The organism is Nocardioides sp., from assembly GCF_047602075.1.
GTDB lineage: Bacteria > Actinomycetota > Actinomycetes > Propionibacteriales > Nocardioidaceae > Nocardioides.
In genome coordinates this window covers 1,144,265-1,167,552 of record NZ_JASGIF010000001.1, presented here as the reverse complement: position 1 = coordinate 1,167,552, position 23,288 = coordinate 1,144,265, and the positions used below count along the sequence as shown (strand labels likewise).

Annotated in this window: 22 protein-coding genes; 15 read left to right on the top strand and 7 right to left on the bottom strand. The window is 70.7% G+C overall.

What is annotated here, in order from left to right:
• Positions 1–94: 94 nt before the first annotated feature.
• Positions 95–529 (top strand): barstar family protein, encoded by a 435-nt coding sequence (locus QM714_RS05935; RefSeq protein WP_415098519.1) that lies wholly within the window; start codon positions 95–97, stop codon positions 527–529.
• A 130-nt stretch (positions 530–659) separates the two neighbouring features.
• Here the strand turns inward: QM714_RS05935 and QM714_RS05930 are convergent, their stop codons facing one another.
• The gene (locus QM714_RS05930; RefSeq protein WP_415098517.1) at positions 660–1,751 is read right to left on the bottom strand and encodes a polyprenyl synthetase family protein; all 1,092 of its coding nucleotides are present in this window, start codon (positions 1,749–1,751) and stop codon (positions 660–662) included.
• A 64-nt stretch (positions 1,752–1,815) separates the two neighbouring features.
• On the opposite strand from QM714_RS05930, the gene metF reads away from it, so the two are divergent.
• Together metF and QM714_RS05920 are read left to right on the top strand one after the other, a co-directional pair.
• Entirely contained in the window at positions 1,816–2,706 is an 891-nt protein-coding gene (metF, locus tag QM714_RS05925) for a methylenetetrahydrofolate reductase [NAD(P)H] (RefSeq protein WP_415098515.1), read from the top strand.
• 39 nt (positions 2,707–2,745) lie between these two features.
• The gene (locus QM714_RS05920; RefSeq protein WP_415098513.1) at positions 2,746–3,354 is read left to right on the top strand and encodes an SIMPL domain-containing protein; all 609 of its coding nucleotides are present in this window, start codon (positions 2,746–2,748) and stop codon (positions 3,352–3,354) included.
• Positions 3,355–3,601: 247 nt separating this feature from the next.
• Here the strand turns inward: QM714_RS05920 and QM714_RS05915 are convergent, their stop codons facing one another.
• From QM714_RS05915 to QM714_RS05905, 3 genes are all read right to left on the bottom strand, one after another.
• A complete protein-coding gene (locus tag QM714_RS05915) occupies positions 3,602–4,909 on the bottom strand; it encodes a phytoene desaturase family protein (RefSeq protein ID WP_415098511.1) in 1,308 nt (435 codons plus the stop codon).
• Positions 4,910–4,990: 81 nt separating this feature from the next.
• Positions 4,991–5,581, bottom strand: a complete 591-nt coding sequence (locus QM714_RS05910; RefSeq protein WP_415098509.1) for a DUF4126 domain-containing protein — start codon at positions 5,579–5,581, stop codon at positions 4,991–4,993.
• A gap of 205 nt (positions 5,582–5,786) precedes the next feature.
• Positions 5,787–6,260 (bottom strand): YbaK/EbsC family protein, encoded by a 474-nt coding sequence (locus tag QM714_RS05905; protein ID WP_415098507.1) that lies wholly within the window; start codon positions 6,258–6,260, stop codon positions 5,787–5,789.
• A 70-nt stretch (positions 6,261–6,330) separates the two neighbouring features.
• On the opposite strand from QM714_RS05905, the gene QM714_RS05900 reads away from it, so the two are divergent.
• The 3 genes from QM714_RS05900 (at position 6,331) to QM714_RS05890 (ending at position 8,158) form a co-directional block, all read left to right on the top strand.
• Complete coding sequence (locus QM714_RS05900; RefSeq protein ID WP_415098505.1) at positions 6,331–6,837, top strand: hypothetical protein; 507 nt, start codon at positions 6,331–6,333, stop codon at positions 6,835–6,837.
• A 43-nt stretch (positions 6,838–6,880) separates the two neighbouring features.
• Positions 6,881–7,645 carry a methyltransferase domain-containing protein gene (locus QM714_RS05895; RefSeq protein ID WP_415098503.1) on the top strand — a complete coding sequence of 255 codons (765 nt, stop codon included), beginning with the start codon at positions 6,881–6,883 and terminating at the stop codon, positions 7,643–7,645.
• 153 nt (positions 7,646–7,798) lie between these two features.
• A complete protein-coding gene (locus QM714_RS05890) occupies positions 7,799–8,158 on the top strand; it encodes a DUF3040 domain-containing protein (RefSeq protein ID WP_415098501.1) in 360 nt (119 codons plus the stop codon).
• 35 nt (positions 8,159–8,193) lie between these two features.
• Here the strand turns inward: QM714_RS05890 and QM714_RS05885 are convergent, their stop codons facing one another.
• The 3 genes from QM714_RS05885 to QM714_RS05875 are packed head-to-tail and all read right to left on the bottom strand — an operon-like array spanning position 8,194 to position 12,828.
• The gene (locus QM714_RS05885) at positions 8,194–10,569 is read right to left on the bottom strand and encodes a transglutaminaseTgpA domain-containing protein (protein ID WP_415098499.1); all 2,376 of its coding nucleotides are present in this window, start codon (positions 10,567–10,569) and stop codon (positions 8,194–8,196) included.
• Entirely contained in the window at positions 10,566–11,849 is a 1,284-nt protein-coding gene (locus tag QM714_RS05880; protein ID WP_415098497.1) for a DUF58 domain-containing protein, read from the bottom strand. The genes QM714_RS05885 and QM714_RS05880 overlap by 4 nt, the downstream gene beginning before the upstream one ends.
• On the bottom strand, positions 11,842–12,828 hold the full coding sequence (locus QM714_RS05875; RefSeq protein WP_415100997.1) for an AAA family ATPase: 987 nt from the start codon (positions 12,826–12,828) through the stop codon (positions 11,842–11,844). The genes QM714_RS05880 and QM714_RS05875 overlap by 8 nt, the downstream gene beginning before the upstream one ends.
• 411 nt (positions 12,829–13,239) lie before the next feature.
• Between QM714_RS05875 and mraZ the strand changes: the two genes are divergently transcribed.
• The 9 genes from mraZ (at position 13,240) to murD (ending at position 23,199) form a co-directional block, all read left to right on the top strand.
• The gene (gene mraZ, locus QM714_RS05870) at positions 13,240–13,668 is read left to right on the top strand and encodes a division/cell wall cluster transcriptional repressor MraZ (protein WP_415098495.1); all 429 of its coding nucleotides are present in this window, start codon (positions 13,240–13,242) and stop codon (positions 13,666–13,668) included.
• A gap of 327 nt (positions 13,669–13,995) precedes the next feature.
• Positions 13,996–14,160, top strand: a complete 165-nt coding sequence (locus QM714_RS05865) for a hypothetical protein (protein WP_415098493.1) — start codon at positions 13,996–13,998, stop codon at positions 14,158–14,160.
• Positions 14,161–14,169: 9 nt separating this feature from the next.
• Complete coding sequence (gene rsmH / locus QM714_RS05860; protein WP_415098491.1) at positions 14,170–15,162, top strand: 16S rRNA (cytosine(1402)-N(4))-methyltransferase RsmH; 993 nt, start codon at positions 14,170–14,172, stop codon at positions 15,160–15,162.
• Positions 15,162–15,782 carry a hypothetical protein gene (locus QM714_RS05855; protein ID WP_415098489.1) on the top strand — a complete coding sequence of 207 codons (621 nt, stop codon included), beginning with the start codon at positions 15,162–15,164 and terminating at the stop codon, positions 15,780–15,782. Before rsmH ends, QM714_RS05855 begins: the two co-directional genes overlap by 1 nt.
• A gap of 62 nt (positions 15,783–15,844) precedes the next feature.
• Positions 15,845–17,665, top strand: coding sequence for a peptidoglycan D,D-transpeptidase FtsI family protein (locus QM714_RS05850; protein ID WP_415098487.1), 1,821 nt, complete (start codon positions 15,845–15,847; stop codon positions 17,663–17,665).
• Between the two features lie 12 nt (positions 17,666–17,677).
• Entirely contained in the window at positions 17,678–19,219 is a 1,542-nt protein-coding gene (locus QM714_RS05845) for a UDP-N-acetylmuramoyl-L-alanyl-D-glutamate--2,6-diaminopimelate ligase (protein ID WP_415098485.1), read from the top strand.
• Positions 19,216–20,646 carry a UDP-N-acetylmuramoyl-tripeptide--D-alanyl-D-alanine ligase gene (locus QM714_RS05840; protein ID WP_415098483.1) on the top strand — a complete coding sequence of 477 codons (1,431 nt, stop codon included), beginning with the start codon at positions 19,216–19,218 and terminating at the stop codon, positions 20,644–20,646. The genes QM714_RS05845 and QM714_RS05840 overlap by 4 nt, the downstream gene beginning before the upstream one ends.
• On the top strand, positions 20,643–21,752 hold the full coding sequence (mraY, locus tag QM714_RS05835; RefSeq protein WP_415098481.1) for a phospho-N-acetylmuramoyl-pentapeptide-transferase: 1,110 nt from the start codon (positions 20,643–20,645) through the stop codon (positions 21,750–21,752). Before QM714_RS05840 ends, mraY begins: the two co-directional genes overlap by 4 nt.
• Positions 21,753–21,759: 7 nt before the next feature.
• Positions 21,760–23,199, top strand: coding sequence for a UDP-N-acetylmuramoyl-L-alanine--D-glutamate ligase (murD, locus tag QM714_RS05830; RefSeq protein ID WP_415098479.1), 1,440 nt, complete (start codon positions 21,760–21,762; stop codon positions 23,197–23,199).
• The last annotated feature ends 89 nt before the right edge of the window (positions 23,200–23,288 follow it).

Sequence of the window (23,288 nt, the reverse complement as noted above, 5' to 3'; positions counted from 1 at the left end):
TCAAGCCCGACTGGACCGTCCATATCCAGAGTGCCGAGTGTGCTCTAGTGTCGGACGTGAGAGATCACGAGCAGCCGTGGGAGGGGATCGACCGATGAGTGGACTCGCTGCACTCCTGGCCGGACGCAAGGATGCCGGCATCTACACCTGGCACGGCGCCTTCGGCGCCGCCGACGTCAAGCACACGGTGGAGCATGCCGGCTGGCACTTCGCCTACGTCGACGGGTGGCATGGCGACACCAAGCGTGAGTTCATGGAGGACATCGGCGAGGCCCTGCACTTCCCTGATCACTTCGGCAAGAACTTCGATGCGCTGGCCGACTGTCTGCGTGGTGTGAGCTGCGGCGAGGGCCACGGCACGCTGCTCCTCTGGGATGGCTGGGGCCCGTTCGCCCGCCACGAGGAGGACTCCTTCGACAAGATCGTGAAGGTCCTCGGCGAGCGGGTGGCGATCGCCGACGGCGGCGCCTTCGCCGTCCTGATGCGCGGCGAGGGCCCCGAGATCTCGGGGCTGCAAAGCCTCGACTGAGACCCGCTAGCGCCGCGCAGCTGTGGTGGCGCTGACCCGTCTGCCGCGGTGCTGTAGTGGGTTAGGACCCAGTATTCAGGGCACTTTGCCACCATAGGACCGCGGGAGACGCACGAAGACCGCGGCAGTCTCACCCGGCGCGCTGGGTGGTGGCGGCGGCGAGGTCGCGGAGGACGGAGCGGGCGCCGTCGTCGATGCGAGCGCGGTCGAGGGCGGAGAGGGCGAGGGCGCTCAGCCGGTCGATGACCTGCTCGACCTGGGCACGGGCGCCCGAGGAGTCGATGATGTCGCGCAGTCTGGCGACGGCGGCGTCGTCGAGGGGGTGGCCGAGGGAGTCGTCCAGCAACCGGGCCGCCGCCGGGGGAGCAGCGTCCAGAGCCAACGCCACCAACACAGTCCGCTTGCCCTCGACCAGGTCGTCGCCGGCCGGCTTGCCGGTGGTGGTCGGATCGCCGAACACACCGAGCAGGTCGTCTCGGAGTTGGAACGCCTCTCCGAGCGGCAGCCCGAAGGCGGCCAGGTCGGCAACCACCTCGGGGCTTGCGCCGGCAAGGGCGGCGCCGACGTGGAGGGGACGCTCGACGGAGTACTTCGCCGACTTGTAGCGCAGCACCGTCATCGCCGCATCGACGTCCGCGGCTCCGCGCGCCTGGACCGAGACGTCCATGAACTGCCCGGCGATGACCTCGGAGCGGGTCAGGTCGAAGACCGCGAGCGCCGGCTCGACTCGATCCAGCGGGAGGCCGCAGCGGCGCAGCAGTTCGTCGGCCCACGAGAGCACCAGATCACCGAGCAGGATCGCCGCCGCGGCGCCGTACTGCTCGGACCTGCCGGACCAGGCGCTCCCGCGGTGTCGTGCGGCGAAGGTCCGATGGGTGGTGGGGCGGCCACGTCGGGTGTCGGAGGCGTCCATGTAGTCGTCATGCACGAGTGCGCTCGCGTGCAAGAGCTCCAGCGAGGCACACGCGCGCAGGAGCGCCCGCGCCTCGTCGCCTCCCGGGGTGGGGTCGACGGCGCGATAGCCCCACTGGCAGAACGCCGCCCGCAGCCGCTTGCCTCCCTTGACCGAGACCCGCGCCTCCTCCAGCAGCCTGGCCGCGTCATCGCCGAGCGGAGCCAGTCGCTGCTGCTGTTCGTCGACGAACTCATCGAGGGCTCGCTGCACCCGCTCGCGGAAATCGGCCTGGTCCCAGGAGGCCGCGTGCGACGCAGGGATGCTCACTCGCGTGAGCCTATCCAGTGGACACCGAGGGTCCGTCGGGAGTACGCCGCCTACTCTCGTGGCCATGACGGCGGGGCACGGCGACCGGATCGGCGAGCTGGTCCGTGGGCCTGACCTCTCCATCTCCTTCGAGTTCATGCCGCCACGCGACCAAGCGGGCGCGGAGCAGCTCTGGCAGGCGATCCAGGAGCTCGAGCGGGTGCAGCCGACGTTCGTCTCGGTGACGTACGGCGCGGGCGGGACCACCCGGGACACCACCGTCGAGATCACCGGGCGGATCGCGCGGGAGACCTCGCTGCGCGCGATGGGTCATCTGACCTGTGTCGGCCACACTCGAGCCGAGCTGATCGACGTGCTCGACGCCTATACCGCTGTCGGCGTCGACAACATCCTGGCGCTACGCGGCGACCCGAAGGAGGGGCCGCGGGCGCCGTGGACGTCCACCGAGGGAGGCCTGACCCGCGCCTGTGAGCTGGTCGAGCTGGTTCGGGAGGTGGGGGACTTCAGCGTGGGCGTTGCGGCCTTCCCCGAGGGACATCCCTCGGCGGAGTCCCTCGACGCGGATGCTCGGGTGCTCGCTGCGAAGGCCGCTGCGGGTGCGGAGTTCGCGGTGACCCAACTGTTCTTCCGGGTCGAGGACTACCTCACCCTGGTGGGGAGGGTGCATGCCCTCGGCGTGGACATCCCGATCCTGCCGGGCATCATGCCCATCACGAATCTCGGCTCGATCAACCGGATGGCCGAGCTGTCCGGTGCTGTGATCCCGGCCGAGGTGCTGGCTCGGTTCGACGGGCTGTCGGAACCCGCCGACGTACGCCGTGTCGGTGTCTCGGTGGCCACCGAGCTGTGCCGCCGCCTCCTTGACGCCGGTGCCCCCGGTCTGCACTTCTTCACCCTCAATCGCTCCCGCGCGACGCTCGAGATCTTCGAGGGACTGCAGCTCAGACCCGGCTGATCGGGTCTCGGTTCGGCCAGCCTCTCTATCGTGGCCGCCGTGAAGAGAACAGTGACGGTGACAGGACATGGGGCTGCGACCGCTACCCCGGACACGGCGGTGGTGAGCGTCTCGGCCAGCTATCGCGCCGCGGGGGTGTCGCAGGCGGTAGCCGGCGTCGCGTCGGCAACGGAGGCGATGGTGGCCGTGGCCCGCGAGCACACCGAGTTGCGACGCACCACCTCGTCCGGCTTCAGCGTGTGGCCGGCGCATGACCAGCAGGGCCGGCCGGACGGCTTCGAGGCCCGGCACGGCCTGCGCGTCGTGCTGCCGGACCTGGACACCGCTGGCGAGTTTCTCGGCGCCTTGGCCGAGGCCGTCGGTGATCGGCTCATCGTCGAGTCGGTCGCTCTGGAGGTCGCGGAGACCGGTGCCGCCCTGACAGCGGCGCGCGAGGCGGCGTACGCCGATGCCCGCGACCGGGCCGCCCACCTTGCCAGTCTGGGCGGCAAGACGCTGGGGGAGTTGCGCGCAGTCGAGGAGAGCGGAGCCACGCCGGGTGTGCCGGTCGGCGTGGCACGGATGGCTGCTGCCAAGGACACGTCCTTCGCGCCTGGCGAGGCATCGATCACCACGTCGGTCACCGCCACCTGGCTCCTCGAGGACTGAGCCCCGACGCCCTGGACGGTCAGCGCGACACGCCGTGACTTGTGACGGGTGTGACCGGCAGCGTCGCGATGGCCCAACTGCTGCTGCGCGCCCACCCTGACCTGACCATCCGCAACAGGTACGGCAGGTGTCGCTGAATCCGGCCAGCGAACGCGGGCAGAGAGCCTACCTGCGCCGGGCCGCCCACTCGGGCATCGACGCCAACCATGTCTGCGATCTCCGGTCCGAGCGCAGGCTCCGCGGTGGGTCAGTCGGCCGGACCCACCACCTGGGCGACCAGCGCTGCGGACAGCCCGACGAAGGGGACGCCGGCTCCGGGAGTGGCATGTGCCCCAGCGCAGTAGACCCCAGTGATCGGGGTGCGTGGCCCGAGCCGATGCCGCACCGTCTCGCGACCCTGCCACCGGACTCCCCACGGTGAGCCGGACCAGCGCTCGCGCTGCTCTCCAGGAGTGACCTCGATGCGGGTGAGCACACGGTCGCGCAGCTCGAGGCCACGCTCGGCCAGCAACGCCAGCGGGTCGGCCACGTTGCCTCCGCGCAGCTCGATCGTCACGGCCGCCTGCCCCGATGCTGCCGCGAGCCCCTGCCCCAGGGAGACCATCGGGTCGCCGTGCCAGACGGTGACGCCTGTCGCGGCCTCCGCTAGCTCGGAGGCCTCTGCCAGACCGAGGTGAACCAGGTGGGCCGGATCGACCGGCCGGGTCCGGGCGACGTACGACGACAGTGCAGGTAGCCGGCCGGGGTCGACGGCGCAGACCACCACGTCGGCGTCCAGCAGTCCAGCGCTCGTCGCCACCGCAGCTGCCCGACCGTTCCGCACCACGATGTCGGTCGCCGTCGTGGACAGATGGACGCCGACGCGGCGGGTCTGCAGGCGCGCGACAAGAGCGTCGGCAAGGGCGGGGAATCCGCCAGCCACGCGCCAGCCGCCGAAGCGCTGCTCGACGAAGGGCCAGATCGCCATCCAGGCGGGCACCCGGCGCGGATCCTGCCCGGCCTCCACCAGGGGATAGGCGGCCAGCGCCCGCAGCCGAGGGTCGCCGAGTTCACGGAGCCGGGCGTGCATGCTTCGTCGGGTGGCGAGTCGTCGTCGCAACGCCGGCGGGCCGCTGGTCACGTCCCAGGGACGCTCCAGATAGTCGCGACGCACCAGTTCCCAGTCGTCGCCCAGCTCGTCGACGTGACGGAGCCAGCGCTCACCGAGACCCGTCCCCAACTCCTCGACGGCGCGCAACTGCGCCGCCCGGGAGCCACCGGGCAACCGCACCGTCGACCCGTCAGGGAAGTGGTGCTCCCGGATCACCTCGAGCGGAACCAGCTCGATCTCACGCTCCAGTGGCCGTCCGGTCTTGCGGAAGAGATCGCGCAGCACCGCAGGCAGCAGGGTCGTCGACGGTCCCCAGCGGAAGCCTCCGCTCACGACCGCCGCGGTCAGAGCGCCGCCCAACTGATCGCTGGCCTCGACCAGCTCGACGGCGTGGCCGAGCTTGGCCAGTCGCGCGGCGCTGGCCAAGCCACCCAGGCCGCCGCCGATCACCACCACACGAGCCACCCGGGTGACCTTACGGCGCGTCGGCCGATCGTCGCGCGAAGGGCTGGCGAGGGCTCAGTGCCGATCCGCGCGCCGGAGCGGTCAGCCCGTCGGCTGGGGGGTGCTCCTGCCCTTCCAACGCCGCCAGCCGCGTCGCACCACCTTGGCGAGGAAGTAGAGCACCACCAGGCCCGCGACGAGGAGGACAGCTGCGATGGCAGCCGCTGCCTGCGGGTGCTCGATCGCGAAGGCCACCACCCCCACCACCGCTACGTCCTCGGCGACGCTCGCGCCGACGTTGGTGACCGGCTCCGGCGAGGAGTTGATGGCGAGCCTGCTGCCGGACTTCACCAGGTGCGAGAGCAACGCCGTACCACCCCCGACGACGCCGAGGACCGCCTGCTGCAGCGTGGAGGCGTCGCCGGCGAGGAGGACGCCGATGACGGCGCCCGCGGTCGGCCGGATCGCCGTAGAGATCGCGTCCCAGGTGGAGTCGATGAACGGGATCTTGTCGGCCACGAACTCCATCACGTAGAGGAAGGCGGCTGCCGCCAGCACATCCCATCGGCCGAGCACGTCGGGGATCTCCGCGGAGGGCTGGACCCGCTCGGCGATCCCGAGCACGAGCACGACCAGGTAGGCATTGATGCCGCTTGCCCATCCGCTCGAGAAGACCATGGGGAGCGCGTCCACGGCTTCAGCATAGAGATCGGTGTCCGCGCAGTGGGGGATCCATCGGACGCCAAGCGGGGGACGGGCTAAGTACCTGTACGGATGCCGCACCCGGGCGAGTGTTGGCAAGGTAATGCGCGGCGGTCATCGCACCGCTTGCGCAAGGCCCGGTTCCGATGTCACGGGGGTGGTCGGAACCGGGCCTCGGCGCGTCTGGGCCATCGACCTAGGTGACGTCGATCTCGGTGGCGCCGGTGAGGGAGACCAGTTCGTCGAAGGTGGTGGAGAAGACGGCGGCTGGGTGACCTGCAGCGGCCCAGACCACGTCGTACTTCCGCAGCCAGGAGTCGATGTAGGTCGGCACCGGTGCGGGATGCCCGATCGGGGAGACACCACCGATGACCTGTCCGGTGTGCTCGCGGACGAACTCCGGGTCGGCCCGCCGAAGCGCGTCCACGCCGACCAGTGCCGCAGTCTTGGCTACGTCGACGCGGTGCCCGCCGGAGGTGAGGATCAGCACCGGGGCTCCGTCCGCGTCGAAGAGCAGGCTGTTGGCGATGGCGCCGACCTCACAGCCCAGCGCTTCGGCGGCCAGTGCCGCGGTGTGAACCGAATCTGGCAGGATCACGATGTCACCGGTGCCGCCCCGGGTGGAGTGCTCAGCGCGGAACCTGGCGATGGCGGGGTGTTCGCTCGTCATGGCAGGGACCCTAGACGAGGCGGCGGCACGGCCAACTGGCCCCACCGGTGGTGTGTTGAAGAGAGGACAGGTGACGGCAGTGGTGCCCGCGTCGGTGGTCCGAGCGGTCTGGTTGGTCTGGGCATTGATCGCCTGGTCGGGTCTGATCGCCCTGCTGACCGTGGTGTTCGACGACCGGCTGGTCTCGACTTGGGCCAAGGGGAACCCGACCGCAGCCCCGATCCTGAAGGAGCGTGGGCTCGACGGTCTCAAGGAGAGCTCGATCAACATCCCGCACTTCGCGGCGGTGGCGATCGTGCTGTTCGTGGTGTTCGCTGCCCTGGCCGGGGTGTTGGTGGCCTTCTTCCGGGCCGGCCACCGGTGGGCGCGGGTCGTGCTCACCGCCACGGTGGTGTTGATGGCCTTCTCGACCCTGGTCGGCATCCGCCGCGACCTGCCGGCGCTCTTCGTCGTCTTGTCCATGGGCGCGCTCCTGCTCTCCGTCGCACTGCTGGTGATGCTGTGGCACCGAGACACCAGCGCCTTCTTGCGGGCCGCGCTGCCACCTCCTCCCGAGCCCGCTTCCCATCCGGAATAGGCGGTCTACTCGGCGCGGGCCGCCCCTCAACTAGGGTTGCGACATGGCGACGGGAACCGACCGGCCGGCCGAGCGCCGCGGGGCAGTGCGCACCGGCGTGGTCTGGGCTGCCGTCTCGGCTGCACTCGGCGAGCCGGGCGCCTTCGCGGGTGACCGGGCCCGCGTGGTCGACATCGGCGGCGGCACCGGTGGGTTCGCCGTCTCGCTGGCCGAGCTCGGTCATCGGGTGCTCGTGGTCGACCCGAGCCCGGATGCGCTCGCTGCGCTGTCGCGGCGCGCCTCGGAGAGCGGGGTCACCGACCTGGTCACCGGGGTGCAAGGCGATCTCGCCGGCCTGGGGGAGCTGGTTCAGGGTGAGGCGGACTTCCGAACCGGCGCGGATCTGGTCCTGTGTCACGGCGTCCTCGGCGTCGTCGACGACCCGGCTGCGGCACTGGCGACCACCTATGCCGCGTTGCGCCCGGGCGGGCTGCTGTCGCTGCTCGTCGCCCAGCGGTACGCCGCCGTCGTGGCCCGCGCCATGGCCGGCCACTTCCAGGCCGCCCGCGACCTGCTCGACGCCGGCGACGACTCGATTCGGACGGGCCATCGCTACACCGTCGACGAGATCCGTGCGCAGGTGACCGCCGCCGGTTTGGAGGTCACCGCGATCCACGGCATCAGGGTCTTCGCCGATCTGGTTCCCGGCTCGCTGCTGGATCTCGAGCCTGGGGCGGCCCCCGCCCTGGTCGACTTGGAGCGGGCGGTGGCCGAGCGGCCGGAGTTCCTTCCGCTGGCCACCCAGCTGCACCTGGTGGCTCGACGCTGACCTGTTCGGACGGGCCGACAGGGTAGGGGTGGTCACGGCTGTGTCAAAGACAACCCGACGAATTTCGCCGAGGCCGCTACCGAGTTGGGTCGTCGCTGCCTAGACTGGCCCTGAAGGTCGTGCCCATGGGCTGGACCACCTGGGGAGGGAACCGTGCCACTCTCGGAAGAGGAGTTGCGACTGCTTGAGCAGATGGAGCGCGCCCTCGTCCGAGACGACCCGAAGTTGGCCTCCACTCTGCGCGGCACCGCGATGCGGCGCGCCGCCCGCCGTCGGGTGGTCGTGGCGGTCCTCGGGTTCGTGATCGGCGTCGCCGTGCTGATGTCCGGTGCCATCTTGCGGATGACGGTGGTCGGGATCCTCGGCTTCGTGGTGATGCTGGCGACCGCCACGGTGGCGGTGAGCTCGTGGCACGGCGGCTCCACCGAGGGCGGTGACCCCGCCCCCCGCGTCAGCCTGCGTGACCGTCTCGAGGAGCGCTGGCGTCGTCACCACGACGACCATGACTCCTGACCCGGAGCCCGCGCACCAGCGCGGTTGTCCACAGGTCAGTTGACGTGGTCGACCAGATCGCCGCGGCCGACGACCTCGACGGTGGTGGTCACCGGAGGGTGGCGGCGGAGCACGGAGCGGGGGAGCCAGCGGGCGCGTCGGCGGGCAGCGGCGGTGGCGCCGTCGGCCAGTGCTGCAGCGCAGGCCTCGGCTTCTTCGCGAAGTGAGTCTCGGTAGGGCGTGCCGGGTGGGGCGTAGCGCGAGAGTTCCACGGCCTCGACGATCTGGTGCAGAGCCTCCCTGGCCTGCGGTGCCTGGCCGGGGCCGCGGCGAGGTCGCTCTGCAGCCGTCGATCCGCGGGGACTGCCGAAGTAGTCGAGGAGCCGCTCAGCGGCAGCGCGGGGCGAGAGCCCGCCCGGCCAGGGGCGGCCGAGATCGACCATGGTGTCGGCGAGTTCCGCCCAGGCTGCCTCGGGTGCGGTCCAGGAGCTCCAACGGTGATTGCGACGGAGCCGCCGCACGAGTCGTGGCAGGAGGCCGACGAAGCCGAGCACCAAGGCGGCAAGCAGACCGACCATGATCGTTCGCCACGGGATCTTGGTTGTGGCGGTCGACGTGTCGGCGTCCGCCTCCTGGTCACGGTCGGGCCTGGCTGACACGGAGGGGTCTCGCGAGGGCAGCTCGTCGCTCGGCTGATCCGTCGCGGAGCTGGCCGAGGGTCCGATCGACGGGTCGGGCAGTGGCACCGTGGTGTAGGCCGGCGCAGCGCCGCTGCGGGCGGCCGGCGTGGGGTCGAACACCACCCAGCCCGAGCCCGCGAAGTAGAGCTCCACCCAGGCATGCAGATCGTGGGAGGAGTACTCCCACAACCGCGTCCCGATCGAGTCGGGTCGCAAGAAGCCGACCGCCACCCGAGCGGGAATGCCCTCCACCCTGGCCATCACGGCCATCGCGGACGCGAACTGCTCGCAGTAGCCGTGCTTGTCGTCGAGGAACTGGACCAGCTCGTCGGTGCCGTTGCCTGCCCGGGTGGTGAGGTCGTAGGTGAAGCCGCCGTCCTCGCGGAACCAGCGCTGCAACGCCACCGCCTTCAAGAACTTGTTGCTCTGTGCCCCCGCAACCTGATCGGCCAGCTGGCTCACCTCGATGGGCAGGTCCTCGGGCAGCTTGGTGTAGGTCGTCGACAGGCTGGCGGGCGGCGTGGGCGCGGCTTCGAGCTGCTTGGGGGAGTAGTCCAAGGTGAGCGCTGAGAGGGCGTAGTCGAGGCCCGCGGTGTTGGTGTCGTCGTTGGCCGACAAGAAGTCCATCGTGGTGTCGTCGTAGCGCCAGTCGCCGGCCGCTTCGACGGAGGTCGCCGGCACCATGGTCGGCAGCCAGATGGAGTCGAAGTTGTGGAACGCGGAGACCTGGTAGTCGTACTGCTTCCCCGCGGAGAGGTCCGCAACGCCCTCGGGCGGCGGCAGCTTGCCATCCGCGCGTTGGTCGACCGGCACCTGCCGATCACCGGTGCTCCACTCGTTGTTGGTGAATCGGGTGAGTGCGGAGATCCGAAGGTACGCCGGGTGCGGGTCGTCGGTCGTGATCCGCATCAAGGGGACGTCGCGGCCCTGTCGGAGATCCCGGCGCAGGTCGGTCATCGGGTTGGCGACGTGGACATCGCTGCCACCGGCGCCCACGCCGCCTGAGAAGATCGCGAGCTGCAGGGTCGGCACCGCTGCCGGCAGGATCAGCGCGGCCGCGGCTGCGGCGCTGCCGATCCCCAGGGCGGTCGCCTGACTGGTGCCTGTCCGGACACTGAAGCCGGGCGGGTTGGCGCCGCTCTCGGTGCGTCCGAACAGCCGACCCCATCGAGACACCTGGTCCTGCTCGTCGACGAACAGCATGGCCAAGAAGCCCGTGGCGGCGAACAGGAAGACGATCCAGGAGACGCCGCCCTCGAGCAGGCTGACGGGGATCGTGTAGGCGACCAGCAGGGCGAGCCCCGCCAGCGGCACCCTCCGCAGGGTGCCGGCGAGCGCGTCCACGGCGAGCAGGAGGGCTAGGCCGAGGGGCACCAGCAGTGGGGTGATGCTCGGCGCCAGCAGCGGGATCGGTGCTGGGTAGGTGCGTGCGCTCTCGACGGCGAGGCGCAGCGACTCGGCCAGCTCCTGCCAGCCCTCGCCCCAGGGCAACGGTGAGCCGACCAGCACCAGGTTGGCGTAGGCGATCAGCAGCACCGCCTGGACGACCACCACGACCACGCCGGCCAAGCGGCTCCAGCGCAGCAGGGCCCCCGAAGCGGCGACTAGGAGGCCGCCCACGAACAGCGGCACCAGGTAGCCGGCGGAGTCGAGGCTCAGCCCGCGCCACGACAGCATCGTGAGCCAACAGGTCAGCGCTGCCAGACCGGCGGCGCGCATCCCTCGGCCGAGGGCCTCGCGATCCGCGCTCATCGTGAGCCCACCTCTGCCGATTGACTCTCGCCGCCTCCGGAAGCGCCACGACCACTGAGCCGACCCAGCTCCTGCCAGGCGTTCTCGAAGCGGTCACCTGGCCGCAGTGCCACCGCTCGCCAGCCTTGCCGGGTGAGAAGGGGTGTGGCGTCCGAGGCTGGGGCCAGCGGTGCCGTCCACGCCGCGACGTCGAGATCCACCGCCAGCGCGGACACCGCGTGGTGGCGCATCCGGCGCAGGACGTCGACATCGGCCTCCTCGACCGCCCCGAGCACGGCCACGAGAAGGCCACCCTGGGTGGCCTCGGACAGCCAGGCGGTGTCCAGCACAGTGGTGACGGTGGGCTGGATCACGGCCAGCGCCTCCAGGAGGGGCCCGGTGTTGAGCTCGGCCTCGCGGAAGTGCCACGCCGTCCCGGGCTCCTCGCCCTTCGCCGTGACCAGGCGAACGGTGAAGCCGCGCTGGCTCAGATGCAACGCGATCGAGGCAGCGAACGAGACCGCTGCTTCGAGCGAGGAGGCGACGCCTTGGCCGCGGTGGGCGACCACTCGGTTGTCGATGAACAAGGTGGCGCGCGACTGCCAGGGCTGCTCCTCCCGACGCACCATCAACTCACCCATCCGCGCCGAGCTCGGCCAGTGCACCCGGCGCAGTTCGTCACCGTGGCGGTACTCCCGCACGGTCACGTCCTCGGCGCTGCCGATCGCGAAGGCCCGTGGTCGGTTGTCGCCGGAGCCGGTCCAGGCTCCGCCCAGGGGGATCGTGGGCAGTCGCACCGTGCGGGGCGTGACCGTCAACGACGAGGTGGTGCGGAAGGCCCGCCCGAGCTCGACCATCCCGAACGGGTCGCCGACCCGCACCGTCATCGGCCCGATCTCGAACCGGCCACGCACGTCGGAGCGGACCTGGTAGGTCACCTGGCGCCGCCAACCGTGCCCGACACCCTCCAGCACGAACCGCGGCCGAGTGCCCAGCACGTAGGGCACCTGCTCCTCGAGCATCAGCGCTCCGGTGGGGGTGCGGCCGTCGTTGGTGAGATTCAGCTCCACTCGGGCCGGCTGGCCGGCTGAGACCAGCTCGGGAGACACGACGCGGACCAGCGCCAGCCGGTAGCGCCCGCGGCCGACCACCAAGGCAGTGATCAGGGGAACGGCGACCACCAGCACGCCGACCCTGGTCAACATCGGCTGGCCGAGCACCACCGCGCAGGCGACCGCGGTGATCCCGGCGGCCAGGAAGGCCCGGCCCCGCAGGGTCAGTGACGCGAGGGCCTCACGCACCGGTGATCACGGGGTCACCCTGCTGGCCGTCGGGGACGGGCACGGCACTCAGCACGCTGTCGAGGATCGCGCCGCTGGAGCGCCCGTTCATGGTGGCCTCGACGCTGGGCAGCAGTCGGTGCGCGAGGACCGGGGTGGCGAGCAGGCGTACGTCGTCAGGCAGCACGTAGTCGCGGCCCTGCATCGCGGCCCTGGCCTTCGCCGCACGGACCAGGTGCAGGGTAGCCCGCGGCGATGCGCCGAGCCGGAGCTCGCTGGAGCGACGGGTTGCGGTGGTGAGAGCGACGGCGTAGCGCTGGACCGCGGCGGAGACGTAGACCTGACCGACGATGCCGATCAGCTTGCGCACCTCGGCCGCATCGGTGACCGCCTCGAGGTCCTCCAACGGTCGACCGCCCGTGTGGGAGTCGAGCATGGCGATCTCCGCGGCCTCGACCGGGTAGCCGATCGACACCCGCGCCATGAACCGGTCTCTTTGTGCCTCGGGGAGCGCGTAGGTGCCCTCCATCTCGATCGGGTTCTGGGTCGCGATGACCATGAACGGCGCGTCCAGCGGATAGGTGGTGTTGTCGACGGTGACCTGACGCTCCTCCATGCACTCCAACAACGCCGACTGGGTCTTGGGGGAGGCACGGTTGATCTCGTCGCCGACGACCACGTTGGCGAACACGCCACCGGGACGGAACTCGAACACGCGAGTGTCCTGGTTGAAGACCGAGACACCGGTCACGTCCGAGGGCAGCAGGTCGGGGGTGAACTGGATCCGGCGCACCGTGCAGTCGATGCTGCGGGCCAGCGCCTTGCTCAGCATGGTCTTGCCCACCCCGGGCACGTCCTCGATGAGGAGGTGCCCCTCGGCCAACATCACCACGAGCGCTGCCGACACGACGTCCGGTTTGCCCTCGATCACCTGCTCGACGTTGTGCCTGACGCGCTCGGTGACGCGGGCAAGCGTCTCCAGATCAGCGGCTCCCGACATGGGGGTTCCCACCTGTGGTCCTCCTCCAACACACCTGCCCGCACACGGATGATGCACACCACCGTATGCGGTCTCGTCAACCCGTGCGCGGGGTGTGCCAGGTGTGACGGTGGCCTCGGGACGCGTCGGGTGCGGTTGCCAGCGGGTTGCGGCCCGGTCGGCAAGGGGGCGCCGGCTGCGCCGCCGTCGGGCGCAGCCGACCCAGCCGACGCGCAACTGACCGACCACCACGCCGATGCATGGGCGCTCCACTTCGCCCCACTCGGCAACGCCGCAGGTCAGCGGAGGGTACGGGCGCGAAATCTGGCGAAAGAGTGCGGCGATTTCGATTGACGGTGGGGAATAGTGGAGTATGGTGGGGCAAAGTGGAGGAGATCCACCGCGGGTCGGCCGGCCAGGGAGGTGCCGAGGGTGTTCGTCGGCACCTACACACCGAAGCTGGACGACAAGGGGCGGCTCTTCCTCCCGGCGAAGTTCAGGGATGACCTCGAGGAGGGGCTGATGGTGACCAGAGGGCAGGAGCGCTGCCTCACCGTCTACTCCCTTGCCGAGTTCTCCGTGATCACCGATCGACTCCGCGAGGCCTCGCTGACCGAGAAGAACACCCGGGACTACGTCCGGCTGCTCGCCTCGGGGGCCTTCCAGGAGACGCCGGACAAGCAGGGCCGGATCACTCTCGCGCCGCTGCTGCGTCAATACGCGTCGCTGGAGAAGGACGTCGTGGTGATCGGCTCCATCAACCGGGTGGAGATCTGGGAGCCGAGGGCCTGGGAGACCTACCTGGCCCAGCAGGAGCAGCGGTTCGCCGATCTGTCCGAGGAGATCATCCCGGGGATCTGATCCCCACCGCGCACCACCGCACCGAACGCAACGACCGAACACACAACTCAACACCGATCACAACGCCGTACCGATCACAACGCCGTACCGATCACAACGCCGTACCGATCACAACGCCGTACCGAACACAACTACACAGCGAACTCGTCAGGCGAGGTCTCGTGCCCGCGCTGTCACGCCGTCTGGGGCAACTTCCCCGGCGCCAGAAGGCAGTCCCCGGCAGGAGCGGGCAGGGGACCTGGCCGGACGAGTTCGAGGCACAGCAGTCGATGTGCCACCCGTCCACCCGATGTCCACCGCACGCCTGATGTCACCCCTGGGGTCGAGATGAGCAGCACCACCCATGCCGTCCACGGCGCCGCCCATGACGGGGCGGCCACCGTGCGGGTCCGCCACCTGGCCAAGGAGGCTGCCGCGGTGATGGTGGTGTCCGCGGCCACCTCGGGTGGCCTGGCACTGACCTTCCTGGTGCTGACCAGCCTGGGGCGTTAGGCCGACCTGATGACCAGCCCCCGACATGACCCGGTGCTTCTGGACCGGGTCGTGGCCTTGTTGCACCCGGCGCTCTCCCGCGCCGACGCCGTCCTGGTCGACGCGACCCTCGGTCTCGGCGGGCACACCGAAGCGGTGCTCACCCGCTGCGAGCTGGCCCGCGTCGTCGGGATCGACCGCGACCCGGAGGCGCTTCGCCTGGCCGGCGAGCGTCTCGCCGGTTTCGGCGACCGGTTCGAGGGCGTGCATGCGGTCTACGACGAGATCCCCGAGGTGCTCGCCGACCTCGGCCTGGACCAGGTGGACGCCGTGCTGTTCGACCTCGGTGTCTCCTCCATGCAACTGGACGTGCGGGAGCGAGGCTTCGCCTACGCCGAGGACGCCGCGCTGGACATGCGGATGGATCAAGGCTCCGGCCGCACCGCCGCCGACGTGCTCAACATCTACTCGGCCGCCGAGTTGGCCCGGGTGCTGCGGGAGTACGGCGAGGAGAGGTTCGCGCGTCGGATCGCCGCCGCCGTCGTGCGGGAGCGAGCCGATCGGCCGTTCACCACGTCGCGTCAGCTCGTCGACCTGCTCTACCGAGAGATCCCTGCCCCGGCGCGACGCACCGGAGGCCATCCGGCCAAGCGCACCTTCCAGGCGCTGCGGATGGAGGTCAACGACGAGCTCGCCGTGCTCCGGAGGGCGCTGCCGGCCGCGATCGACGCGATCAGCGTGGGTGGGCGCGTGGTGGTCGAGTCCTACCACTCCCTGGAGGACCGGGTGGTCAAGCGCACGTTCGCGGCCGCCACCCGCAGTGATGTCCCCGACGACCTGCCGGTGGTGGAGGCCGAGCGGGCGCCCGCCCTCCGGCTGGTGACCCGGGGCGCCGAGCGCGCCGACGAGGACGAGATCCGGCTCAACCCGCGAGCCGCCTCGGTCCGGCTGCGCGCCATCGAGCGAGTCCGTCCCGATCGATCCCGCACGTTCTCGAACCGCGCCGACAAGGGAGTCGCCTGATGAGCAGTGCCGCACCTGCCCCGGAGAGCCGCCAGCCGGTTGCCGGCGCCGCCCGCACCCGCATGTCGCGGATGGCCGAGTCCGCAGTCGCGCGGGCCCGGCTCAGCGTCGTCCCGCGACGTCGTACCCCCACCTCTCGGGTCCCGTTCCTGGCGCTGGTGACGGCAGTCCTGGTCGCCGGTGTGGTCGGCCTGTTGCTGTTCAACACCTCGATGCAGCAGGCATCGTTCCGGGCCAGCAGTCTCGAAGATCGAGCAGCGGCTCTGACCGCTCAGGAGGAGGGGCTCTCGCTCAAGCTGGAGCGATTGCGCGACCCGCAGCGGGTCGCCGAGCGGGCCCAGGCGCTCGGCATGGTGTTGCCGACCACCTGGTGCACGCTCGAGCTGACGAAGCAGTCGCCGACGTGCACGGCCCCGGCGGCCACCGCGGGCAGCCCCCTGCGCCTCGAGGAGCTGCCCCCGGTCAAGCCGGCTTCCCTAGATCCCAAGCCCGTGGTGAAGCACACCTCTCGCGACACGGACCGCACCTCACCGAACCGGACCCACCACCAGGGTAGGAATGGGCACCAGGACGACTCGACCGGACACCGTGACGACGGTGGCCGCCGGGCCACCCGCTGAACCAGCCCATCGAGCCAGCTACCGACCCAGCTACCGACCCAGCTACCGACCCAGGAGTGCCGTTGTCGTCGCCCCGCACCCGCCGCCCGCCACGGGCGTCTCGTCGCGGCTCCGCGCAGTTCCGGCTGCGCGTCGGCTTCTTGACGATCGCGATGGTGCTGTCCTTGTTCGCCGCTCGTCTGGTGCAGCTGCAGGGCGTGGACGCCAAGTCCTATGCCGCCCAGGCGATGGCGCACAGCCTGGTCACCGTCGTGCTGCCCGCCGAGCGCGGCGACATCCTCGACCGCAACGGCAAGCCGTTGGCCGAGTCGGTCGACGGGCTGATGATCGTGGCGGATCCGCAGCAGACCCGTGACAAGGCGCCCGAGATCGCGACCTTCTTGGCGCGACGGCTCGGGTTGGACTACTTCGACACCCTCACCCGGCTCCGTCAGACCAGCTGCGGGGCCGGGGACGAGTGCCGCTTCCAATACCTCGCCCGGCGGATCCCGGCCGCGGTCGCCACCCGGGTCGTCGATCGGGCCGAGAAGCTGGGCTTCGAGGGCCTCGACACTCGGCGCGACCCTGCCCGCGACTATCCCGCCCACGACATCGGCGCCAACGTGGTCGGCTTCCTCGGCACGCCCGACCCCCGCAAGGGCGTCCGGCCGCTGGCCGGCTTCGAGCGCAGCTTCGACAATCGGCTCGCCGGCACCGACGGCACCTCGTCCTACCAGGTCGGCAAGGGAGTCCGGATCCCGCTTGCCGACAGCACCCTGACCAAGCCGGTCGACGGTAAGGACCTGCACACCACCTTGGACCTCGACCTGGACTGGTACACCTCGCGGGTGCTGCGTCAGACCGTGGAGGATGCCAAGGCTGCCTCGGGTGTCGCCGTGGTGATGGACTCCCGGACGGGAGAGATCCTGGCGCTCGCCGACTACCCGACATACGACGCCAGCGACCCGCAGGACGCCTCGAAACAGGACTTGGGCTCGCGTGCCCTGAGCGACATCTACGAGCCGGGCTCGGTCGAGAAGGTGCTCACCGTCGCGTCCCTGATGGATGCCGGACTGGTCACGCCCCGGACCAAGATCCTGGTCCCCGGCGAGCTGACCGATGGGCAGGTCCACCCGATCCACGACTGGTTCCCGCACGGAGACCTACCACTGACCCTGACGGGTGTGATCGCCAAGTCCTCCAACATCGGCACCGTGCTGGCGTCGCGGAAGATGCCGCCTCGCGAGCTGGTCCGCTATCTGCACGGCTTCGGGCTCGGTGACCAGAAGACCGACCTCGGCCTCGCCGGCGAGTCGGCGGGGATTATCCCGAGCGGCTCCGCGCTGACTCCGCAGACCAAGGACCGGATCACCTTCGGCCAATCGCTCTCGGTCAATGCCGTCCAGATGGCCGCAGCCGTGAACACCATCGCCAACGGCGGCGTCTACGTCTCGCCGAGCCTGGTCGAGGGAAGCGCGACCACCAACCGGGGTGAGCAGGTGGGCACCGACCACACCGTCGAACGACGGGTCGTCTCCAAGAAGGCCGCCCACGACACCATGCTGATGATGGAGCGTGTTCTCGACCCCGAGGTCGGTGTCGCCCCGGGCGCTGCCGTCCCGGGCTACCGAGTGGCCGGCAAGACCGGAACCGCCCAGCGGGTCTCCTCGGACTGCCAGTGCTACGACGGCTCGACCACGGTCTCCTTCGCCGGCTTCGCCCCGGCGGACAACCCACGGTTCACTGTCTACGTCGTCGTCCAGGACCCCGGCATCAGCGGCGCCGGAGGTGGGTCGGTGGGCGGCCCCGCGTTCAGCAAGATCATGAGCTTCGCCCTCAACCGCTACGGCATCGCGCCGACCGGCACGAAGCCGTCCACGCTGCCGGTCGAGTGGGCCCGATAGCCTCGCGTGGTGGTGAGTGACTCGCTGGCGGCCACCCGGCCCCGGCACCCGAAGCTCAGCCTGCTGTCCGATCTGGCCGGCTGGCTGGCCGCCGGCGGCGTCGCCGTCGAGCTGACGGGCGACGGGTCCGCGGCCATCTCCGGCATCACGTTGACCTCGCGACGAGTTCTCTCCGGCGACCTCTACGTCGCTCTGCCGGGCTCCCGCGCCCACGGCATCTCCTTCCTCGACCAGGCGCGCGCAGCCGGTGCTTGCGCGGTCCTCACCGATCCCGAGGGGGCGGCATCGGCCACCGGGTTGCCCGTGCTGGTGGTGCCGAAGCCACGGGTGGTGCTCGGCGCCCTCTCCGCCCGGGTGTACGACGACCCCGCGCGACGGCTGACCATGATCGGAGTGACCGGCACCCAGGGCAAGACCACCACCACGCGGCTCGCCGACGGTGCCCTGCTCGCGGCGGGCATCCGGTCGGCGGTCGTCGGCACCGTCGGCACCCGGATCGACGGCCACGACGTGCCGACCGCGCTGACTACCCCGGAGGCGCCGGACCTGCACGGCCTCTTCGCCCGGATGGTCGAGGACGGCGTGACCGCCTGCTCCTTGGAGGTGTCCAGTCATGCGCTGGTGATGGGACGCGTCGACGGTGTCTTCTTCGACGTAGCGGTTTTCACCAACCTGGGCCGCGACCACCTCGACTTCCATGTCGACCTGGAGGACTACTACTCCGCCAAGGCCCGGCTGTTCACCCCCGACCGGACCCGGCGCGCGCTGGTCAGCATCGACGACGAGCACGGCCGTCGGTTGGCCGGCGAGGCCGAGATCCCGGTGCGGACGTTCTCGGTGCACGGTGCCGAGGCCGACTGGCGCGCGGAGGACGTGACGCTGGGACCCGCGGGCTCCGAGTTCACCGTCGTCGCGCCCGACGGCTCGACCCACCCGGCCGCGGTCGCGCTCCCCGGTGACTTCAACGTCGCCAACGGGCTGGCCGCGGTCGCTGCCGCCGCGGAGGCGGGGCTCGACCTCGACGCAGTCGCGCGTGGGCTGGCCGAGGCCGGTGGCGTCCCGGGCCGGCTCGAGCGGATCGGGCTCGCCCCGGGGGTCGATCGGGGCGCCGGCCAGGACATCGCGGTGATCGTCGACTATGCCCACAAGCCCGACGCCCTGGTGGCGGCGCTGAGGACGCTGCGTCCGCTGACCGAGGGACGGATCCTGGTCGTGCTGGGTGCTGGCGGCGATCGTGACTCCGGCAAGCGGCCGCTGATGGGTCAGGTTGTCGCGGAGGCGGCCGACGTCCTCGTGGTCACCGACGACAATCCACGCTCGGAGGATCCGGCAGCGATCCGCGCCGCCGTCCTCCAGGGTGCGGCCGGTGGCCGCGCCGAGGTGCTGGAGGTCGGCGACCGACGCCAGGCCATCCGCGAGGCGATCCGCCGTGCGGGCGCCGGGGATCTGGTGCTGATCGCAGGGAAGGGGCACGAGACGGGCCAGGAGGTCGCCGGCGTGGTGCACCCCTTCGATGACCGGCTGGTGGCGGCCGAGGAACTGGCGGCCCGATGATCGCGATGTCTCTGGCCGAGATCGCACACCTGGTGGGTGGCCGGGTCGACGGGCAGCCCGCCGAGGGGCCTGAGGTCGTGGTGACCGGCCCTGCGTTCGTGGACAGCCGTGCGCCGGAGCCGGGTGGCCTGTTCGTGGCCGTCGCGGGGGAGCGGGTCGACGGCCACGACTTCGCCGTCGCGGCGGTGGAGGCGGGTGCCGCCGCAGTGCTCGGCCAGCGGTCAACCGGTGTGCCGACGATCGTCGTGGAGGACTCGGTGGCTGCCTTCGGCCGACTGGCGCGGGCGGTGATCGACCGGCTCCCTGATCTGACCGTGCTCGCGCTCACCGGCTCGCAGGGCAAGACCGGGACCAAGGACTATCTGGCCCAGCTGTTGGCCCCTTCCGGATCGACCGTGGCCACCCGTGGCAACCACAACAACGAGCTGGGCGTCCCACTCACTGTGCTGTGTGTCACCCCCGAGACGTCGTACCTCGTCGTAGAGATGGGTGCCCGGGGCGTCGGTCACATCTCCTACCTGTGCGAGGTCGCGCCACCGCAGGTGGCCGCGGTGCTCAACGTCGGCACTGCTCACCTCGGCGAGTTCGGCTCGCGAGCGGCAATCGCGACGGCCAAGGGCGAGATCATCGAGGCCCTACCCGCCACCGGAACGGCGGTCCTCAACGCCGACGACCCGCTGACCGCATCGATGGCCGACCGCGCCGCGGCGCGCGTGGTCACCTTCGGCCGGTCCGGCGACGTCGCCTGGCGAGCCGTGGAGCAGGACCCGCTGGGCAGGCCGTCCTTCGAGCTCGGCCACGCCGGTGAGTGGCAGCCCGTCCGGCTCCGCCAGATCGGTGCGCATCAGGTCGCAAACGCCGCTGCCTCCGCCGCGATGGCGCTGGCGGTGGGGATCCCCCTGGCCGACGTGGCGACCCGGCTCGGCCAGGCCGAGGCCACGTCTCGGTGGCGGATGGAACCGGTCACCCGGTCCGACGGCCTGCTCGTTGTCAACGACGCCTACAATGCCAATCGCGACTCCATGGCCGCGGCGATCGACGCGCTGGCCACGATCGGCTCCCGAAGCGGCCGACGGACCGTCGCCGTGCTCGGCGAGATGCTGGAGCTCGGCGCCAGCGCCGAAGCCGATCACCTGGCCGTGGGCGAGGCCGTCGCCGGCGCCGGGATCGACCTGTTGGTGACGGTCGGTCCGGGGGCCGACCCGATCGTTTCCGGAGCGCGTCGGGTGCCACAGTGGCGGGGCGTTGCTCGGACCACGGCGGGGCGCGACGACGCGCTGGAGTTCGTGCGGAACAATGTCACGGGCGACGACGTCGTCTTGGTCAAGGCCTCGCGGGGCGCCGCACTCGAGCACCTCGTCGCCGGGCTGCTGGCCGAGACAGAGCAGGGATCCGACCGGATCGGCGAAGGAGCAACGGGGCAATGAGAGCGATTCTGCTCAGCGGGGGTCTGGCGCTGCTGATCTCGCTGCTCGGCACCCGGTTCGCCATCTCGGCGCTGTCGGCCCGCGGCTACGGCCAAGAGGTGCGTGACGACGGCCCCACCAGCCACCACACCAAGCGTGGCACGCCGACGATGGGCGGGCTGGTCATCACCTTGTCCACGTTGCTCGGCTACTTCCTCGCCAAGCTGATCACCGAGTCGCGTCCGTCCGCCTCGGCGCTGCTGCTGCTGTTCTTGTTCGTCGGGATGGGCTTCGTCGGCTTCCTCGACGACTTCATCAAGATCGTCAAGCAACGCTCGCTGGGGCTGCGCAGCAAGGCCAAGATGATCGGACAGACCGTTGTCGCGTTGGTCTTCGGCCTGCTCGCCCTCTCACCGATGCTCGAGGACGAGGACGGCCGCACACCGGCCTCCGCCCACCTGTCCTTCCTCCGTGACTTCGGCTGGACCCTCCCGACGGTGGTGGTGCTGCTGCTGATCTGGTTCCTGGTCACCGGCTTCAGCAACGCGGTCAACCTCACCGACGGCCTCGACGGCCTCGCCACCGGGTGCTCGATCCTGGTCTTCGCGGCCTACACCCTGGTCAACATCTGGCAGCGCAACCAGGCCTGCGGCGGCGACCTTGCGGTCGGCAAGTGCTACGACGTGCGAGATCCGCTCGACTTGGCCGTCGTCTCCGCGGCGATCACCGGCGCCTGCTTCGGATTCTTGTGGTGGAACGCCTCTCCCGCCGCGATCTTCATGGGGGACACCGGCTCCCTGGCTCTCGGCGGGGCACTGGGCGGACTGGCCATCCTCACCCGCACCGAACTGCTGCTGCTGATCCTCGGCGGCCTGTTCGTGATGGTCACGCTCTCGGTGATGATCCAGGTCAGCGTGTTCAAGGCCAGCCGTGGGAGTGCGCTGTTCCGACGAGTGTTCCGCGTCGAGCCCGGGCACCGGGTCTTCCGGATGACGCCGCTCCACCATCACTTCGAGATGCTCGGCTGGGAGCAGGTCACCGTGGTGATCCGATTCTGGCTCATCACGGGCCTGTTCGTCGCCGCCGGGCTCGGCATCTTCTACGCCGAGTGGGTGGCCGGCTCGTGATCACCCGATGAGCCCCGAGGGCCTCGGCCAACGCGACTCCTGGGAGGGGGTGCAGGCCGTGGTCGCCGGCTTCGGCGTCTCTGGCTTCGCCGCCGCTGACAACCTGACGCACCTCGGCGCCCACGTCGTCGCACTCGACGACGTCTCGACCGAGGAGAAGGCCGAGCGAGCCGAGCTGCTCGGCATCCTCGGCGCGGACGTCCGGCTCGGCCCGGGCAGCACCGCGGCACTGCCGGATCAGCCGGTCGACGTCGTCGTCACCTCGCCGGGCTGGCGCCCAGACGCACCTCTGCTCGCCGAGGCGCGGCACCGAGGCATCCCGGTCTGGGGCGAGGTCGAGCTGGCCTGGCGGCTCCGCGACCCCGAGCACCCCGCGCCATGGCTCGCCGTCACCGGCACCAACGGCAAGACCACCACCGTGCAGATGCTCGACGCCATCTTGCGGGCGGCCGGGCTGCGCAGCGCCGCCGTCGGCAACGTGGGCCGGCCGATCGTGGAAGCGGTGATGGACCCCGCGCCGTACGACGTCTTCGCCGTCGAGCTCTCCAGCTTCCAACTGCACTACACCCGGTCGATGACCGCGGAGTCCGCCGCAGTGCTCAATGTCGCCGAGGACCACCTGGACTGGTACTCCTCGATGCAGGACTACGCCGCCGACAAGGGTCGGATCTACTCCGGCGTGCAGCGCGCCTGCGTCTACAACGTCGCCGACCCCGTCACCGAACAGCTCGTCCGGGACGCCGAGGTGGTCGACGGCGCCCGGGCGATCGGCTTCACGCTCGAGGTTCCGGCCGTGGGGATGATGGGTGTGGTCGACGACATCCTGGTCGACCGCGCGTTCATCACCGAGCGGCAGACCTCTGCCGCGGAGTTGTGCACGCTGGGTGACCTGGCCTCGCCGGCCCCGCATGTGGTCGCCAACGCGCTCGCGGCCGCGGCCTTGGCGCGGGCGCACGGGGTGAGTCAGGCCGCGGTGCGCGACGGCCTGCGTGGCTTCCAACCGGACGGCCACCGGATCGCATCGGTCGGCACGGTCGACGAGGTCGCCTATGTCGACGACTCCAAGGCGACCAACCCGCACGCTGCGCTCTCTTCCCTGCTGGCCTACGACCCGGTCGTCTGGGTCGCCGGCGGGCTGGCCAAGGGAGCTCGCTTCGACGACCTCGTCTCGGCGGTCGCCGACCGATTGCGCGGGGTCGTCTTGTTGGGCCAGGACCGTCACGTGATCGCCGACGCGTTGCAGCGCCTCGCGCCCGCCGTGCCGGTGATCGACATCGGCGACTCGGTCGACGACGAGCCCATGTTGCGCGCCGCCCGCGCCGCGGCGAGCCTGGCCAGGCCGGGTGACACCGTCCTGCTCGCGCCGGGCTGCGCGTCGATGGACATGTTCCGTGACTACGCCGACCGCGGTGACGCCTTCGCCGCCGCCGTGCAACGCCTGCCCTGAGGGTGGAGCCCGCGGCTGGTCCGGCGCTTCAGGACGGTTGTCTGCTGCGGTCTTTGTGCGTCTGCCGCGGTCCTATGGTGGCAAAGTGG